Raw genomic sequence first — 15396 nt, 5'->3', positions numbered from 1 at the left:
TCTTGGTAAGCTCTCAGACCCACAATTTGCCTGTGGGTACTTACCGCGTGCGCATTGACGTAGCAACAGCCGAAGGCACTATCATCGGCATCCCGTCTGCGGCAAGTTTCCAATTGGTGTCGGCTACGCAAGCACTGGGCATCAATCAGGGGGTATCTGCAAGCGGCAGAAGAACATTGAGTTCACCGATAGCCGGCGGCAACAGTTGGACAAGAAACGGCCAAGCAATCGGCAACAGCCAGACCATAGAGGCTACTCAGCCGGGCTGGTACGTTCTGACCGTACAGGCAGGTAGCTGTACCTTCACGGCAGCCACCTTCATCTCTGAAAACTTCCGTGCCGAAGAGGCAGAAGCAGCGGTAAGTGCATCTGAAGGCAGAATCGGCTTCAAAGTGTATCCGAACCCAAGCAACGGCATGTTCACCGTTCAAGGCAGACAGGCAGTGGATGGCCAAGCCGAAGTAGTCATCAGCGACATGCAAGGGCGCGTTATCAGCCGCCAGAGCATCAGCGGTCGCCGTATGAACGAAACCATTGACCTGAGCCACATGGCGGGCGGCGTATATCTGCTGCAAATCCGTCAGGCAGACGGCCAAGTTTGGACGGAGAAATTAGTGAAGCAATAAGCTGAGTTTTGAGTAAAACTAACCCCGACGGGACATTGAGTCCTGTCGGGGTTTTTTTTCCGTAAGGGCTTGCGGCGTGGTCTATTAAGTCAATTTTTCTCCCAGCCAGCGTCCCAAAGCTACGGCCGGTGTAAGCAACATTCCACCGCAAAATACGTTGCCTGTTGTTGCGCCTGCACCCAGTATTTCGCCAACGGCATATAAGCCTTTAATGGGTTTGCCTGCTTTGTTTAATACTTGCAATGCGCCGTTGGTATGTAATCCTCCAAAGGAAACAAGGCAGAAACCGTAAGTCAGCAATGCATAAAAGGGTGCTTGCTGCACAGGGAATTGCAGATTTTTCCTGCCGAACAGTTCATCATTGCCTTTTTGCACAGCCTCATTGTACTGTGCAATGCTGTTCATCAAAGCATTTTCGGGCAGTCCTGTTTTTTGTGCCAGTTCACGAATGGTATCGGCTTTCCAAAGGCACTGCCCTTTTTCGGCTTCCTCACGGATTTTTCCGACAGACCATGGCAGAACAAGGGATGCTCCTGCCGTGAGTGCCGTTTCGTCAAAAATCAGCCAGCACTTTTGGTCGGGTTGCGCGGCGATGGCTTTTTCGCGCCTGTCCACCTCAGGTTCATCTTCGGCCATAAAGCGCTGCCCGTTAGCATTGACATATATCTCGCGGGGCGCTCTTGTTGCGGGGGTAGAAATTCTGGCCCATGCCGTCCAAAAATCGGCACGCCCCGACTGCGGTTGCAGTTCTATTCCGCCAATCGTAACGCCGTGTTTTTCTGCATTGCGGAAAGCAGCCCCTATTTCCATTGCCGCCTGAATACCTTCTCCCTGCGAACTGACACGAGCACTGCTGATTAGGCGCTTCACGTTTGGCGTTACCTGCCGGAAAAAAGCGGGGTTGGCAGCATAGCCACCGGTAGCTAATACGGTATTGCGGGCAAATACCTTTTCCGTGCGACCGTTTTTGTGCTGCACAACTGCGCCGCGCACTTTGCCTGATTGAACTGTCAGACGGCGTAAAGTAGTTTCCGGCAATAGTACGATATGCCCGCTTTGCAAATGTTTTTCCCAAAGCGGCAGCAGCGTTTTTAACAGCGACTTGCCTGCATCTTCACCGGGTTTGGCGGGGTTGTAATCGGTTTTGCCCCAATAGGTGCGGGCACGGCTGTAAGCAGGATGGTTATAAACTACTGCCGGTGCTTCATCGGCCATCGGGTAGCCTATGCTTTCCAGCCAGTCTATCAGGCGCGGGGCTTCTGTAACGGCCAGCCTCACGATGGCGGGGTCTGCTGTGTCGTTGCTCAATCGCATGACTTCTTTAAAATGCTCCTCGGGGCTGTCTGTAATGCCTTTGCTGCGTTGGAGTCGTGTTCCGGCGGCACTCATTTGTCCGGCGGTAATGTTGAGTGTCCCGCCGATTTTGCTGTCTTTTTCTACCACCAATACCCTCAGCCCGCGTTCAGCCGCTGCAATGGCACAAGGCATACCTGCCGAACCCGCACCAATAACGAGCACATCATAGCGCATTGCGGGTTTGCGTCGGGCACTGCTCAATAGCGTCGTGGCACTGATAATGGCAGGTAAACGAAACAGAAAGCGGCGGCGGTTTTCTTTATTCATACAAAGTGTACTAAGTTTGCATGGAAATCTATTCAATCCGCCGCATAAAACCTTCATTTTCAAATGGCTGTTAGATGGGCGGCTTACCATGCTGAAAGTCCCGACATATGAATTTTATCCCGCTTGTTAAAGGTATTCGCTTACAAAACTTGCTCATTGGCAGCATCTTACTTTTTATGACCTTTGCCTGTAAAGAAACACCGACAGAAAGCAACACGGCCGAAGAGCCGCGCATTACTTTACAGCCCATCCCTGAATTTAATCCCGATACAGCCTATCGCTTCATAGAACAACAGGTAGCGCTTGGGCCTCGTGTTCCGAACACCGAGCCGCACAGAAAAGCTGCGGAGATGTTTTTGGCCACATTCCGACGTTATGGTTGGGAGGTGCAATCGCAAGACTTTGAGGCAATTGCCTACAACGGAACTATCCTCAAATCGCGTAATATCATTGCCTCTTACAACCCCGAAGCAAAGCGCAGAATCCTTTTGGGTGCGCATTGGGACACGCGCCCCTATGCAGATATGGATGAAGACAAAAGCCGCCGCCGTGAACCCATCAACGGAGCCAATGACGGCGGAAGCGGCGTAGGCGTATTGTTGGAAATTGCACGCGTAATAGCTCAGGACAGCTTGAAAATCAAGAATATAGGTATTGACATCATTCTTTTTGACAGCGAGGACTACGGACAGCCCGAAGATGAGCAACAAGTTGCTTTCAAAAAAGACAGTTGGTGCCTTGGCTCACAGTATTGGGCAAAAAACAAGCATAAAGAAGGCTATTCGGCCTACTACGGCATTTTGTTAGATATGGTGGGCGCTGCCAACGCCCGTTTTCTGCTGGAAGGCCACTCGATGGAGTACGCGCCTACGGTAGTGAAAAAAGTATGGGATACTGCCCGACAACTTGGTTTCGGGAAGCACTTTGTTTATGAATCTACTGCTTCGCTGATTGATGACCACCTGTATATCAATCAGTTGGCGGGTATTCCGATGATTGATATCATCCAATACGAAAACGGTGCATTTGGCAGTTTCTGGCATACGCACAATGACAACATGGACATCATCAGCAAAGAAACGCTGTATGCCGTCGGGAAAACGATTTTGCAGGTGCTGTACAACGAAGATTACGAAGCAGCTGCTGCACAGCAGTAGCATCATTTTATACACAAACCTGACGGGATTTAGGGCTTGTCAAGTTTAAATGCTTCTTTTTCAATAGCTTACACGAAAAAAATTGCAAATGGCTTGCGCTTTTTTGTATAATGAAATCGGCATTTCGGATTAAAAACCGTGTCATCTGCCGTACTCGCGCACGTGTGCAATGCGCTTAATTTGCTCCATTGCTTGCTTCCGTCAAACAAACCGTTACCAAAGAAAGAAAGTGAATCGCCAAGCGCTCAAAGAACAGATTTTCAGTAAAGGCAGCTACCTCTGTGTAGGGCTTGATACAGACATCAGAAAACTGCCCGCATCGGTGCGAGGTGAAAAAGACCCTGTATTTGCCTTTAACCGACGCATTATTGATGCTACGGCCGACTATTGCGTGGCTTATAAGCCCAATTTAGCATTTTATGAAAGCCTCGGCGCGGCAGGGTGGGAGAGCCTTGCCCGCACGGTGGAGTACATACCGAAAAATATTTTTACCATTGCCGATGCCAAACGCGGCGATATCGGCAATACATCGGCCATGTATGCCCGCACTTTTTTTGAACAATATGCATTTGATTCGGTAACCGTAGCCCCCTACATGGGCAGCGACTCAGTGCAGCCATTTTTGGGCTATGAAGGCAAATGGGTGATTTTGCTGGCGCTGACTTCCAACGACGGCAGCCGCGATTTTCAGCAACTCAGCGTTTCACCCGAGGGGCATCCGCTGTATCGCGTGGTGATGGAGCGTGCCATGCAGTGGGCTACTCCCGAGCAACTGATGTTTGTTGTGGGCGCAACGCAGGCCGAATATTTGGCAGAAATACGCAGTTTTGCACCCGAGCATTTTCTGCTTGTGCCCGGCTACGGTGCGCAGGGAGGAGATTTGCAGGCGGTCTCCCGCGCAGGGCTGACAAAAGACGGCGGCTTGCTTGTCAATTCCTCACGTGCCATTATTTATGCCTCCGACGGCAGCGATTTTGACAAAGAAGCCGGCAAAAAAGCAAAGGAAATAGCCGCTGAAATGCAGCGCTATCTAGAATTGTATGGCCAATAGTACGATGGAAAAAATAACTGCCTGCTATCATTCCCCCATTGGTGATATGCTCATCAGCGCCACCGATACAGGCATTTGTGAACTGAGCATAGCGCCGCTCAACAGCCGCGAACATCTTGCTTACTGCCAGCCGCCTACTGCCCATCACCTGTTGCATGAAGCGGTGAAGCAACTGACAGAATATTTTGAAAGCACTCGCAAACAGTTTGATTTGCCGCTCGATTTGCAAGGGACACCTTTTCAGCAGCGCGTGTGGGAAGAATTGTGCCGCATCCCTTTTGGCCAAACCATCAGCTATGCCGATTTGGCACGACGCATTCGGCAACCCGATGCTGTGCGAGCCGTAGCTGCTGCAAATGGGCGCAACCCTGTGTGGGTAATTGTTCCCTGCCACCGCGTCATTGGTGCAGACGGCAACCTGACGGGATATGCAGGCGGTTTATGGCGCAAAGAGTGGCTCCTCAATCACGAACACTTGAACGGTGTTTACAGGCAATTGAGTATGTTTTAAGCCTTTGCCGGTTAAGTTTGCTCAATTGCAGACAATCGGCTTGCAATCTGCATTTGTGTTACTTTTTGGCGCTCATTGCCACGCGGAATCCGAAAAAAGGCCCTGTATCGTTAGGCATGTTGCTGATTCGGATGGCTATGCGGTTATCTTCCTCGTAGTTAATCCATGAGCCGCTGCGCATCACACGCATAGAACCTCTGGGCGGCCCTTGTGGGTCTTTCTCGGGGCTTTTGGCGTAATAATCGCTGTCAAACCAATCATTGACCCATTCCCACGTATTACCACTCATGTCGTAGAGTCCTAACTCATTTGGTGCTTTTTCGCCTACGGGTTGAGCTTTTTTGCCGGCATTTTTGTCAAACCAACCGACTTCTTCCAATTTATTGGAGCCTGCAAATCGGAACTTTTTGGTTTTTGTTCCGCCGCGTGCCGCAAACTCCCACTCTGCCTCCGTAGGCAATCGGAAGGGTTGCCCTGTTTTTTGCGCCAACCACTTGCAATAGGCCTGTGCATCGTTCCAACTTACATTGACAATCGGTGCGGTATCCTGCCAGCCCCATTTGGGTGTTTCCGGCATCGCACGCCCTGTTTCTTTGCAAAATTCGCGGTATTGAGCGACCGTAACCTCGTATTTGGCTATGTAGAAACTGCTCACGGTTACTTTGTGGATAGGTTGTTCTTCGGGTTCACCATCTTCGCTGCCCATTAAAAAATTGCCGCCTTCTACAAACACCATCTCGGGAGGATTGGTAAGCAATGCGCTTTTGTCGTTGTCTTGTTTGTACGATGCACTTGCAAGAACTCCTTTGCCGTTGATTTTTGAAGGCACCTGCGCCACTCCCGCGCAGGCAAACAGTAGTGAAATACAGGCGAATGATATGTGTTTTCTCATAGAAATATCTCCCGGTTGTAGCAGTAGCAATAAATATACCTAACCTAAAAATAGTACCTTTGGGGCATGACAGCAAAGATTCTTATCCTCGATTTTGGCTCGCAATATACCCAGTTGATTGCACGTCGGGTGCGCGAACTGAACGTTTATTGCGAAATCCATCCGTATAACCATTACCCTGCCATTGATGCAGCGGTTAAAGGAATTATCCTATCAGGAAGCCCCTGCTCGGTTCGCGACGAGGGCGCGCCGGATGTCAATTTGGCTGATTTTGGCAACCTGCCCGTATTAGGGATTTGCTATGGTGCGCAACTGATGGCGCAAAAAACAGGAGGCAATGTGTTGCCTTCTACCATCCGCGAATATGGCAGAGCCAATTTGAGCTTTATCCATGAGCACGACCCGCTGTTTCGCTATTTGTCGCCGCAGTCGCAGGTGTGGATGTCGCACGGGGATACCATCTCTGCCATTTCTGACGATTTTGAAATTACTGCCAGTACTGCTACCGTGAAAGTGGCTGCTTACAGGCACAAGTCGGCTCCCGTTTACGGTATTCAGTTTCACCCCGAAGTAACGCACTCGCTCGAGGGGCGGCAGTTGCTGCGCAATTTTGTAGTGGACATTTGCGGCTGTGCGCAAGACTGGACTTCGGCGGCATTTATTGAAACAACCGTTGCGGAACTGCGCGAAAAACTGGGTAACGATAAGGTCGTGCTTGGGCTTTCGGGCGGTGTGGATTCTTCCGTTGCCGCACAGTTGCTGCATCGCGCCATTGGTGCTAACCTGCACTGTATTTTTGTGGATAACGGGTTGCTGCGCAAGGGAGAATTTGAGCAGGTATTACATTCGTATCAGGATATGGGACTGAATGTGCGCGGCGTGGATGCAAAAGCACGCTTCTATGATGCCCTGAAAGGTTTGACCGACCCTGAACAAAAGCGCAAGGCTATTGGCCGAGTTTTTATAGAAGTTTTTGACCACGAGGCACATGCTATCAGCGATGTGAAATGGCTGGGGCAGGGAACTATCTACCCCGATGTGATAGAGTCGGTATCGGTAAAAGGGCCTTCTGTTACCATCAAAAGCCACCACAATGTGGGCGGCCTGCCCGAAACCATGAAACTGAAAGTGGTAGAACCGCTGCGGCTGCTTTTCAAAGATGAGGTGCGTGCCGTAGGCCGTACGCTGGGTATGCCCGATAACCTGCTGGGCAGACATCCTTTCCCCGGCCCCGGATTAGCCATTCGCATTCTGGGAGAGGTTACACCCGAAAAAGTAGCTGTTCTACAAGAGGTAGACCATATTTTCATCAACGGGCTGCGCGAGCACGAACTCTACGACCAAGTATGGCAAGCTGGTGCTGTATTGCTGCCCGTGCAAAGCGTCGGTGTAATGGGCGATGAACGCACCTATGAGAATGTGGTAGCCCTTCGCGCCGTAACCAGTGTAGATGGCATGACGGCCGATTGGAGTCGCCTACCTTATGAGTTTTTGGCAGAAATATCCAATCAAATCATCAACCGCGTGAAAGGCGTTAATCGCGTGGTGTACGATATCAGCAGTAAACCGCCTGCAACCATTGAGTGGGAATAAACATAACAGCCCTGAAAGCGTCGGCCGTTTTCAGGGCTGTTTTTTTTATCAAAGTTTCCGATGCTTAAAACAACGGTACGCCGTCCATTTCGGCAGGCTGTGCAATGCCCATCAGTTTCAGAATCGTAGGGGCAATATCGGCCAATTTGCCGTTTTGTAAACTGATTTTTCCCGCAAGTTCATCATCTGCCAAAATGCAGGGCACAAGGTTGGTAGTGTGTGCCGTGTTGGGCGTGCCGTCGGGGTTAATCATGATGTCGGCGTTGCCGTGGTCGGCGATGATGATGGCAGTATAACCGTTGGCAAGAGCGGTTTCCACCACCTTTTGCGTGCAACTGTCCACCGTTTCACAGGCTTTAACCGCCGCTTCAAATACGCCCGTATGTCCTACCATATCAGGGTTGGCAAAGTTGAGGCAAATGAAGTCGGCGCTGCGGGCTTGCAGTTCGGGGATGATGGCATCGCGGATGTCGGCGGCACTCATTTCGGGTTTCAAATCATAGGTAGCTACTTTGGGCGAAGGGCAAAGGATGCGTTTTTCACCTGCGAAAGGCTCTTCTCTGCCCCCTGAGAAAAAGAAAGTAACGTGCGGATACTTTTCGGTTTCTGCAATGCGGATTTGGGTTTTGCCTGCCGCTGCCAGCACTTCGCCGAGCGTGTTTTGCATGTTGTCGTCTTCGTACATGATTTGCACGCCTTTGAAAGTATCGTCGTAGCGCGTCATGGTCAGGTAGTGCAGGGGCAGGGGCTGCATCCCTTGTTCGGGGAATGCCTGCTGCGTCAGCACCATGGTAATTTCGCGCCCGCGGTCGGTGCGGAAATTGAAGCACAGCACCACATCGCCTTCGGCAATGGTGGCCTGCGGCTGACCGTTGGTATCGGTGCAGATAATCGGTTTGATGAACTCATCGGTAACGCCTGCGGCATAGGAAGCGCGGATGCCTTCGGTCGCCGAGGCAAACTTTTCGCCCGTTCCGTGCACCATGGCATCGTAGGCCAACTTGACGCGCTCCCAGCGTTTGTCCCTGTCCATGGCATAGTAGCGCCCTGTAACAGAGGCAATTACGCCCGTAGTGCTTTTTAAATGCGCCTCCAATTCCTCTATAAAACCCAGCCCCGATTGCGGGTCGGTATCGCGCCCGTCGGTGAAAGCATGAATGTACACATCCGAAAGGCCGTATTTGTGCGCCGCTACGGTCAGTGCTTTGAGGTGGTTGATGTGCGAGTGGATGCCGCCATCGGATACCAACCCGATGAAGTGTACTTTTTTATGATTGGATTTAGCATATTGGAAAGCCTGCAAAAGCACGGCATTTTCCTGCATTGAGCCGTCGGCAACGGCTTTGTTGAGTTTCACAAGTGTTTGATTGACCACGCGCCCCGCGCCGAGGTTCATGTGGCCGACTTCGGAGTTGCCCATCTGCCCTTCGGGTAGCCCCACGGCAAGACCTGATGCCTCTAATTTGCTGTGCGGATAGCGTCCCCAAAGGCTGTCCATGAAAGGTGTTTTGGCCGCATCAATTGCCGAAGCAGCTTTATTGACGGCAATTCCCCAGCCGTCCAAAATGATGAGAATGACTTTCTTATCCATGCCCAAATTTATGGATATTTCAATTTCACCGACCGATTTTTCGGAATATCTGTTGCATGGTTTCGCGGTCTATCGCCTCCATATCCACCAATCGCAACGATTTGACCATGTGAAGTGTGGAAGACTTGTATTGTTTGAAATGCGGGGTTTGCAGGTGCGCCTCGTAGGCTTCTTTGCTTGTATAAATCTCTAAAATCCTGATTTCCAAAGGTTTTTCTTTTTGAAACATCGGGTAAATGGCAATTACGCCCGGCTCTGCCCTCACGGAAGCGGCTGCATTTTCTTTGAGGATGGTAATATATTCCTCCCGATAGGCCGAATCAATTGTAATTTCTGCAATACGAACTACCATTGGTGCATGGTTTTTCCCCTGCCGAATCCTGTCGGTATGGGTACAGGCGCAAATCATCAGCATGAACGCCGTTATTTTCAGGCCGGTTGGTAAGGTTGGCATTTTTTGAGTGCAATATCGGCAATCGGCAGCACATCCGGCATTATTCCCTGTTTTCATAATCTGCGTTCATCGGTGCTATCTGCCGAAATCCGCATGAAAACAGGCTACGCTTGTTTATATCTGATGTAAGCCCCTGCAACCACACAAAGGCCAAGTGCCGCCACGATTCCGATAACGGATGATGATGATAGCTGTGCTTGCTGTACGGCTTGCTGACGTATGGCAGGCTTTTGCCGAGCGGCTACGGGCAGTTGTTTCGTTTCCATTGCAAGCGGATGACTGACAGGCGCAGTTAAATCAGCTTCGCAAATGGTTATGGGAAGCGCCTTGCGTGCAGTACTCACATGCGCACAAAACAGCAAAAGGAATAATATAACCAGCGATTTCATAAGTGATAAAGTTTAAGTTTTTGTGATTTGACATACCATAGATGTTCGCAGGCGGACAAAGGTTGCAACAGCGGACAGAAAAAATTTTGGAAAGAACCGGTTACGAAAATTTTCGTAGAAAAATTTGCATTACGAAAAACTTCGTATATCTTTGAACTACGAAATGAATCGTACTTCATTGGCAGGTTCATTTGTATAAAAACTTAAACCATTTCGGCAATGAAACAGGAACATTTGAAACCTACGGAATCTGAATTGGAGATTCTGCAAGTACTGTGGGCAAAAGGTGCATCTACGGTGCGCGAAGTCAATGAGCAGCTCAATTTGCGCCGCGAGACCGGTTATACGACCACCCTCAAAATCATGCAGATTATGACCGAAAAGGGTTTGCTCACCCGCGATGAAAGCCAGCGCACACATGTGTACAGTGCTGCCGTACAAGAGCAGGATACGCAAAAGCAGTTGTTAGACAAATTTTTAGACAGCGTATTTAAAGGCTCAACCACAAACTTGGTGATGCAGGCATTGGGCAACAGCCAAACCACCGCCGATGAACTGCGCGAAATCCGCAAGTTGATTGACGATATAGAGAAAGGAGGTGCAAAATGACACCTTTTGAGCAACTCATTAGCAACCACTCACTGACAGACGCTTTCGGCTGGGCAATTATCCATTCTTTCTGGCAAATTACGCTGATAGCGCTGCTTTGCGGCGTAGCACTGGGTGTCTTGCGCAAGCACCGCGCAAACGTTCGCTACAATGCCGCGCTTGCATTTATGGCAGCCGCTTTTGTAATTTTTGCAGCTACTTTCATCTGGTTGTATGAACCCTCACAACCTGCTATGACATGGGCAAGCGCCAAAGACGCACACTTTACCCTAACGCAGCAATTATTTACACATGCACCCCTGCAAAGTTGGGAAGATTGCCGCACCGTGGCAGACTATTATTTCTTTGTTATGAATTGGCTGGGTTCGCAACTACCTGTAATAGTAGCTGTTTGGTGCATTGGCGCTGCGGTTTTTTCTATTCGGCTGGGGATTGGCTTGCTGCAAACCCATCGCCTGCGCACCACAGGCATACGTCCGGTATCGGAAGAGTGGGGGGCTGTTTTGCAACAAATGGCCGACCGTATGCAGCTCAAAATACCCGTGCGTATGGCAGAGTCTGTCATGGTGCGCGTACCGATGGTCATCGGCTGGTTGCGGCCTGTCGTTTTGTTCCCCGTCGGGCTGCTGACCGCCCTGCCGCCGCAGGAGATAGAGGGTATTTTGGCGCATGAACTGGCACATATCCGCCGCCATGATTTTATGGTACACATTTGCCAGTCGGTAGTAGAGGTAGTGCTGTTTTATCATCCTGCTATTTGGTGGCTGTCGGCACAGATTAACCACGAACGGGAAAACTGTTGCGATGACCTTGCCATTGCGGCCACAGGCAACACGCTGGCATACATCAAAGCATTGGCCAATCTTGCCGACTTAGCCGCACAGCCTGCAACTCCTGCCTATGCAATGGCAGCTTCGGGCAAACCCAAAAGCGGACTGCTGCAACGCATCATGCGCATTGCACAGCCTAACCGCTCCAATGAGTGGGCTTTGCAGTCCTTCCCGATTCGCTTTGCCGTAGCCCTTACCCTGTTTTGTTCGCTGGCACTTTTCACATCAGCAACCGAAGCAACCGAGTTGGCAGCGGAGGTAACAACCCAAGCGCAAAAAATCGTACACCGTGCAGAGGTAAAACTGAGCAACTTGTTCAATCTGCAAACCGAGGACACCACCAAAAAAGAGCGTCAGAAACTGACGGTCATTAAAAAAGACGGCGACCGCCACGATACCGTCGTAATAGAAGCAGATGAGATGGTGGTCAATTTTGGCAACCGTGCTACGGCCTTCATTCAGGGCAATGCGTGGCATAGTAACCCTGATTCAGTCTTTCGCTACAACCTGAAAACCATCAACCAGCAGATTGACAGCCTGATGCGTCGCTTTTATGTACGCACCGACAGCAGCAGTTTTCAATGGAATTACAAGGAATTTTCAGCTCCTATGTATGACAGCCGCAGTGGACGGTGGTTGGTCATACCTGCACCGCCTGAAATCCGCGTGCGCATTGACACGCATCAGGTAATTGGTAAGCGTTTGCGAATCATACCGTCAGATAGTTTAACGCTTCGCTCATCATCCTTCTTTTTTGATGTTGCCGAGCCTTCGGAAAAAGAGTTGCTATTGCTGGAAAAAACAATGGAAGCGTTAGAAAAAAATCAACGACTCAGCAAAAAGCAACTCAAAGAAACACGGGAAGCGCTGCAAAAAACACTGAAAGAAGCCCGTGAAAACCGCAAACAGCAATTGCAGAATGTACGCAGTCAGGTATATGTTAATCAACCCAAAGCCTTTACAGATGAGTTTGCTAAACTTGACAGCATCTTCCGCAAGCGCAATGAATGGCTCATGGAGGTACAGCTGGAAAATGTAGAGAACGCTGTTAAGGTATTAGAGAATATCACTATCATCAGGCCCGATGGTATTACCTCAGTACGCCGTTTCCCCGAAGATGCCGACTACTTTATTGACGGCAAAGCAGCAACTAAAGCCGATGTTGATAAAATCGCACCCTCAACAATCAAATCGGTAGAGATAGAGAAAAAAGACGGCAAGCGCAGCATCATCCGCATTACCACCCGATAAGAAAAATCTTAGTAAGCCTCCTGACCCATACAAACCTGCCGACCTAAACAGCAAGCCGGCAGGTTTTAATTATTTCCTCATGGCGGCGTTTCCAAACAATCGCAATATTTTTATAGATTTGTTATGATAACCTGATGCCCCGTTCTTTCAATCTAACATGCGACATCAGATTACTTTTACCTTTATTGATATCAAACATGACTACTTTACTCGACAATCGGTTTGTCAAAGTTCAATTGGATGAAGCCCGTAATCTTCTGTGGCTGGAATGGCTGCCTTCTACCGCCGACATGTCCGAAGAGGACTACAAAACCATCCTGATGCAACTGGCGGATTTTGTCAGCGAACATCAGGTGAAATACTGGCTGGGCGATACGCTTCATTTTACCTATGTGATTGTCCCTGCATTGCAAGAGTGGACGGCAAAAACATTTAACACGCGGCTGGCGACTACCGGTTTGCAAAAAATGGCACTAATTATTCCCCGCGAACTCATTGCCAACCTATCGGTAGAGCAAACAACTGACGACATGGAGGCGACCGATATGGGTAAATTTACGGTCAAATACTTTGATAACACGGAAAGCGCCGTTCAATGGCTAACCCCGTAAGACTCTTTTAGCCTGTAAATGGCAGTATTGTATATTTTTGTGCGGATTGTGTATAACGGTTTGAACGCATAAATTCTGCCGCCTTGGCTGACATCTTAGACACTAAAATAGAATATCTCAAAGGCACAGGCCCCCAAAAAGCAGCCCTGCTGAATACAGAGTTGGGGATTTTCACCTATCGGGATTTGTTGGAACACTACCCGTTTCGGCACGAAGACCGTACGAAGTTTTACGACATTGCCGAAATCACGGAAGACTACCCCTATGTGCAACTGCGCGGTGTGATTGATAACGTGCAATTGCACGGCGAAGGCAACAAAAAACGCCTGACTGCGCAACTTTCCGATGCTACGGGTACGGTAGAACTTGTCTGGTTTCAGGGTATCCAATGGGTGATGCCCAAACTCAAACGCGGCGTTGAATACGTAGTTTTCGGCAAGCCCAATCTGTTTGGCAGAAGGTTCAATATTGCCCACCCCGAAATAGAGCCGTACATCGCGGGGCAAAGCGAAGCCACAGCGCTTACTCCCGTTTACCCTACCACGGAAAAACTCAAAAAGCGCTTTTTGGACAGCAAAGGCATTGCTTTGCTGCAAAAGAATCTGCTGGAAACCGTTTACAAGCAAATTGAGGAAAATCTGCCGCCGTCGGTGATGGAGAAATACAAACTTATGCCGCGCCGTCAGGCATTGCTCAATGTGCATTTTCCAAAAACGTCCGAACTGCTGCGCAAGGCTTTGGCGCGGATGAAGTTTGAAGAATTTTTCTTTATCCAATTGCGGCTACTGATGCAAATGGGCGCGCGCAAGCGGCAAAACGCAGGGCAGGTATTCCGCAATGTGGCACTGCTGACAGAGTTTTACAACAAACATCTGCCCTTTGACCTGACCGATGCACAAAAGCGCGTCATCAAAGAAATTTTTGGCGATATGAAGTCCGGCAGGCAGATGAACCGCCTGCTGCAAGGCGACGTAGGCAGCGGCAAAACCATTGTAGCCTTCATTTGTATGCTTATTGCGATAGACAACGGCGCACAGGCCTGCCTGATGGCTCCTACGGAAATACTTGCCGACCAGCACTACAACGGGCTGAAAGTCTTTGCCGATAAAATCGGTGTTCGCATTGCCAAACTGACAGGCTCTACCAAAACTGCCGACCGCCGCCCCCTGCTGGAAGACCTGAAAAATGGCAGCCTGCACATCGTTGTCGGTACACATGCGCTGATTGAAGACGCGGTGCAGTTCGGCAATCTGGGGCTTTGCGTGATTGATGAGCAACACCGCTTCGGGGTAGCCCAACGCGCCAAACTTTGGGAGAAAAACCCGCAGGTGCTGCCTCACGTGCTGGTGATGACCGCTACGCCCATTCCGCGCACGCTGGCCATGACCCTCTACGGCGACTTGGACGTTTCGGTGATAGACCAACTGCCCGCGGGTCGCAAACCGATTCAGACCGTTCATTATTACGATGCCCACCGACTGAAAGTCTTCGGCTTTATGCGGCAGCAAATCGCGCTGGGTAGGCAAGTTTACGTGGTCTATCCGCTCATTGAAGAGTCGGAAAAAGTGGATTACAAAAATCTGATGGATGGCTACGAAAGCATTTGCCGAGCTTTTCCCGATGTGCCCGTGAGCATCGTACACGGCAAAATGAAGCCACAAGACAAAGACTTTGAGATGCAGCGTTTCGTGCGTGCAGAAACCAAAATCATGGTAGCTACCACCGTAATTGAGGTAGGCGTAAACGTTCCCAATGCCAGTGTGATGGTGATTGAAAATGCCGAAAAATTCGGATTGGCACAGCTCCATCAGCTGCGCGGGCGTGTCGGTCGCGGCGCAGAGCAGTCCTACTGTGTCCTGATGACCGATTTCAAACTCAGCAAGGAAGCCAAACTACGCATAGAAACAATGGTGCGCACCAACAACGGTTTTGAAATTGCCGATGTGGATTTGCGGCTGCGCGGCCCCGGCGACTTGGAGGGCACTCAGCAAAGCGGCATATTAGACCTCCGATTGGCAGACATCAGCCGCGACCAGAAGATTTTGCAGGCAGCCCGCGAAACTGCCGCCGAGATTCTTGCAGAAGACCCCGAGCTTTCCTGCCCCGAGCATTTGCCTGCCCGCCAACAACTGCAACGCCAACGCAAACAACAAAAAGGCTGGGGGCAAATCAGTTGATATTGAGGTGGTTGTATTGAAAATTGCTTGC

The 15396-nt window shown here is 50.1% G+C and carries 14 protein-coding genes; 9 read left to right on the top strand and 5 right to left on the bottom strand.

The window, feature by feature from the left end; all coding sequences use genetic code 11:
• Positions 1–626: T9SS type A sorting domain-containing protein (locus NDK19_RS14490; RefSeq protein WP_250632620.1), on the top strand; the 626-nt coding region annotated here is incomplete at its 5' end.
• 84 nt (positions 627–710) lie between these two features.
• Here the strand turns inward: NDK19_RS14490 and NDK19_RS14485 are convergent.
• Complete coding sequence (locus NDK19_RS14485; protein WP_317207175.1) at positions 711–2249, bottom strand: FAD-dependent oxidoreductase; 1539 nt, start codon at positions 2247–2249, stop codon at positions 711–713.
• Between the two features lie 107 nt (positions 2250–2356).
• Here NDK19_RS14485 and NDK19_RS14480 point away from each other — a divergent pair, with 107 nt between their 5' ends.
• The 3 genes from NDK19_RS14480 to NDK19_RS14470 all read left to right on the top strand — a co-directional run bounded on the left by NDK19_RS14480 (position 2357) and on the right by NDK19_RS14470 (position 4968).
• Positions 2357–3406, top strand: a complete 1050-nt coding sequence (locus tag NDK19_RS14480; RefSeq protein WP_250632619.1) for a M28 family peptidase — start codon at positions 2357–2359, stop codon at positions 3404–3406.
• Positions 3407–3635: 229 nt separating this feature from the next.
• Positions 3636–4457 (top strand): orotidine-5'-phosphate decarboxylase, encoded by an 822-nt coding sequence (gene pyrF, locus NDK19_RS14475; RefSeq protein ID WP_250632618.1) that lies wholly within the window; start codon positions 3636–3638, stop codon positions 4455–4457.
• A gap of 4 nt (positions 4458–4461) precedes the next feature.
• The gene (locus tag NDK19_RS14470) at positions 4462–4968 is read left to right on the top strand and encodes a methylated-DNA--[protein]-cysteine S-methyltransferase (protein WP_250632617.1); all 507 of its coding nucleotides are present in this window, start codon (positions 4462–4464) and stop codon (positions 4966–4968) included.
• 58 nt (positions 4969–5026) lie between these two features.
• Here the strand turns inward: NDK19_RS14470 and NDK19_RS14465 are convergent, their stop codons facing one another.
• On the bottom strand, positions 5027–5860 hold the full coding sequence (locus NDK19_RS14465; RefSeq protein ID WP_250632616.1) for a formylglycine-generating enzyme family protein: 834 nt from the start codon (positions 5858–5860) through the stop codon (positions 5027–5029).
• Between the two features lie 66 nt (positions 5861–5926).
• On the opposite strand from NDK19_RS14465, the gene guaA reads away from it, so the two are divergent.
• Positions 5927–7453 (top strand): glutamine-hydrolyzing GMP synthase, encoded by a 1527-nt coding sequence (guaA, locus tag NDK19_RS14460; protein ID WP_250632615.1) that lies wholly within the window; start codon positions 5927–5929, stop codon positions 7451–7453.
• A gap of 64 nt (positions 7454–7517) precedes the next feature.
• On the opposite strand, the gene gpmI is transcribed toward guaA, so the two are convergent.
• The 3 genes from gpmI to NDK19_RS14445 form a co-directional block, all read right to left on the bottom strand.
• A complete protein-coding gene (gpmI, locus tag NDK19_RS14455; protein ID WP_250632614.1) occupies positions 7518–9044 on the bottom strand; it encodes a 2,3-bisphosphoglycerate-independent phosphoglycerate mutase in 1527 nt (508 codons plus the stop codon).
• A gap of 25 nt (positions 9045–9069) precedes the next feature.
• Positions 9070–9498 carry a putative quinol monooxygenase gene (locus NDK19_RS14450; RefSeq protein ID WP_250632613.1) on the bottom strand — a complete coding sequence of 143 codons (429 nt, stop codon included), beginning with the start codon at positions 9496–9498 and terminating at the stop codon, positions 9070–9072.
• Between the two features lie 104 nt (positions 9499–9602).
• Positions 9603–9887, bottom strand: a complete 285-nt coding sequence (locus NDK19_RS14445; RefSeq protein WP_250632612.1) for a hypothetical protein — start codon at positions 9885–9887, stop codon at positions 9603–9605.
• A gap of 219 nt (positions 9888–10106) precedes the next feature.
• Between NDK19_RS14445 and NDK19_RS14440 the strand changes: the two genes are divergently transcribed.
• From NDK19_RS14440 to recG, 4 genes are all read left to right on the top strand, one after another.
• Complete coding sequence (locus tag NDK19_RS14440; RefSeq protein WP_250632611.1) at positions 10107–10496, top strand: BlaI/MecI/CopY family transcriptional regulator; 390 nt, start codon at positions 10107–10109, stop codon at positions 10494–10496.
• Complete coding sequence (locus tag NDK19_RS14435; protein ID WP_250632610.1) at positions 10493–12577, top strand: M56 family metallopeptidase; 2085 nt, start codon at positions 10493–10495, stop codon at positions 12575–12577. The genes NDK19_RS14440 and NDK19_RS14435 overlap by 4 nt, the downstream gene beginning before the upstream one ends.
• A 197-nt stretch (positions 12578–12774) precedes the next feature.
• Entirely contained in the window at positions 12775–13188 is a 414-nt protein-coding gene (locus NDK19_RS14430; protein ID WP_250632609.1) for a hypothetical protein, read from the top strand.
• A gap of 83 nt (positions 13189–13271) precedes the next feature.
• The gene (gene recG / locus NDK19_RS14425) at positions 13272–15365 is read left to right on the top strand and encodes an ATP-dependent DNA helicase RecG (RefSeq protein WP_250632608.1); all 2094 of its coding nucleotides are present in this window, start codon (positions 13272–13274) and stop codon (positions 15363–15365) included.
• Positions 15366–15396 lie beyond the last annotated feature (31 nt).

It is taken from the genome of Rhodoflexus caldus, assembly GCF_021206925.1.
Classification (GTDB): Bacteria; Bacteroidota; Bacteroidia; order Cytophagales; family Thermoflexibacteraceae; genus Rhodoflexus; species Rhodoflexus caldus.
The sequence above is the reverse complement of the archived record's forward strand: the minus strand, read 5'-3'. Positions and strand labels throughout refer to the sequence as shown.

What these genes read in the sequence shown, in the direction of transcription:
- NDK19_RS14470 (WP_250632617.1), top strand. Translation starts at nt 4,462, where the DNA reads ATGGAAAAAATAACTGCCTGCTATCATTCCCCCATTGGTGATATGCTC.
- gpmI (WP_250632614.1), bottom strand. Translation starts at nt 9,044, where the DNA reads ATGGATAAGAAAGTCATTCTCATCATTTTGGACGGCTGGGGAATTGCC.
- NDK19_RS14450 (WP_250632613.1), bottom strand. Translation starts at nt 9,498, where the DNA reads ATGCCAACCTTACCAACCGGCCTGAAAATAACGGCGTTCATGCTGATG.
- NDK19_RS14465 (WP_250632616.1), bottom strand. Translation starts at nt 5,860, where the DNA reads ATGAGAAAACACATATCATTCGCCTGTATTTCACTACTGTTTGCCTGC.
- NDK19_RS14485 (WP_317207175.1), bottom strand. Translation starts at nt 2,249, where the DNA reads ATGAATAAAGAAAACCGCCGCCGCTTTCTGTTTCGTTTACCTGCCATT.
- NDK19_RS14445 (WP_250632612.1), bottom strand. Translation starts at nt 9,887, where the DNA reads ATGAAATCGCTGGTTATATTATTCCTTTTGCTGTTTTGTGCGCATGTG.
- guaA (WP_250632615.1), top strand. Translation starts at nt 5,927, where the DNA reads ATGACAGCAAAGATTCTTATCCTCGATTTTGGCTCGCAATATACCCAG.
- NDK19_RS14430 (WP_250632609.1), top strand. Translation starts at nt 12,775, where the DNA reads ATGACTACTTTACTCGACAATCGGTTTGTCAAAGTTCAATTGGATGAA.
- NDK19_RS14435 (WP_250632610.1), top strand. Translation starts at nt 10,493, where the DNA reads ATGACACCTTTTGAGCAACTCATTAGCAACCACTCACTGACAGACGCT.
- NDK19_RS14440 (WP_250632611.1), top strand. Translation starts at nt 10,107, where the DNA reads ATGAAACAGGAACATTTGAAACCTACGGAATCTGAATTGGAGATTCTG.
- NDK19_RS14480 (WP_250632619.1), top strand. Translation starts at nt 2,357, where the DNA reads ATGAATTTTATCCCGCTTGTTAAAGGTATTCGCTTACAAAACTTGCTC.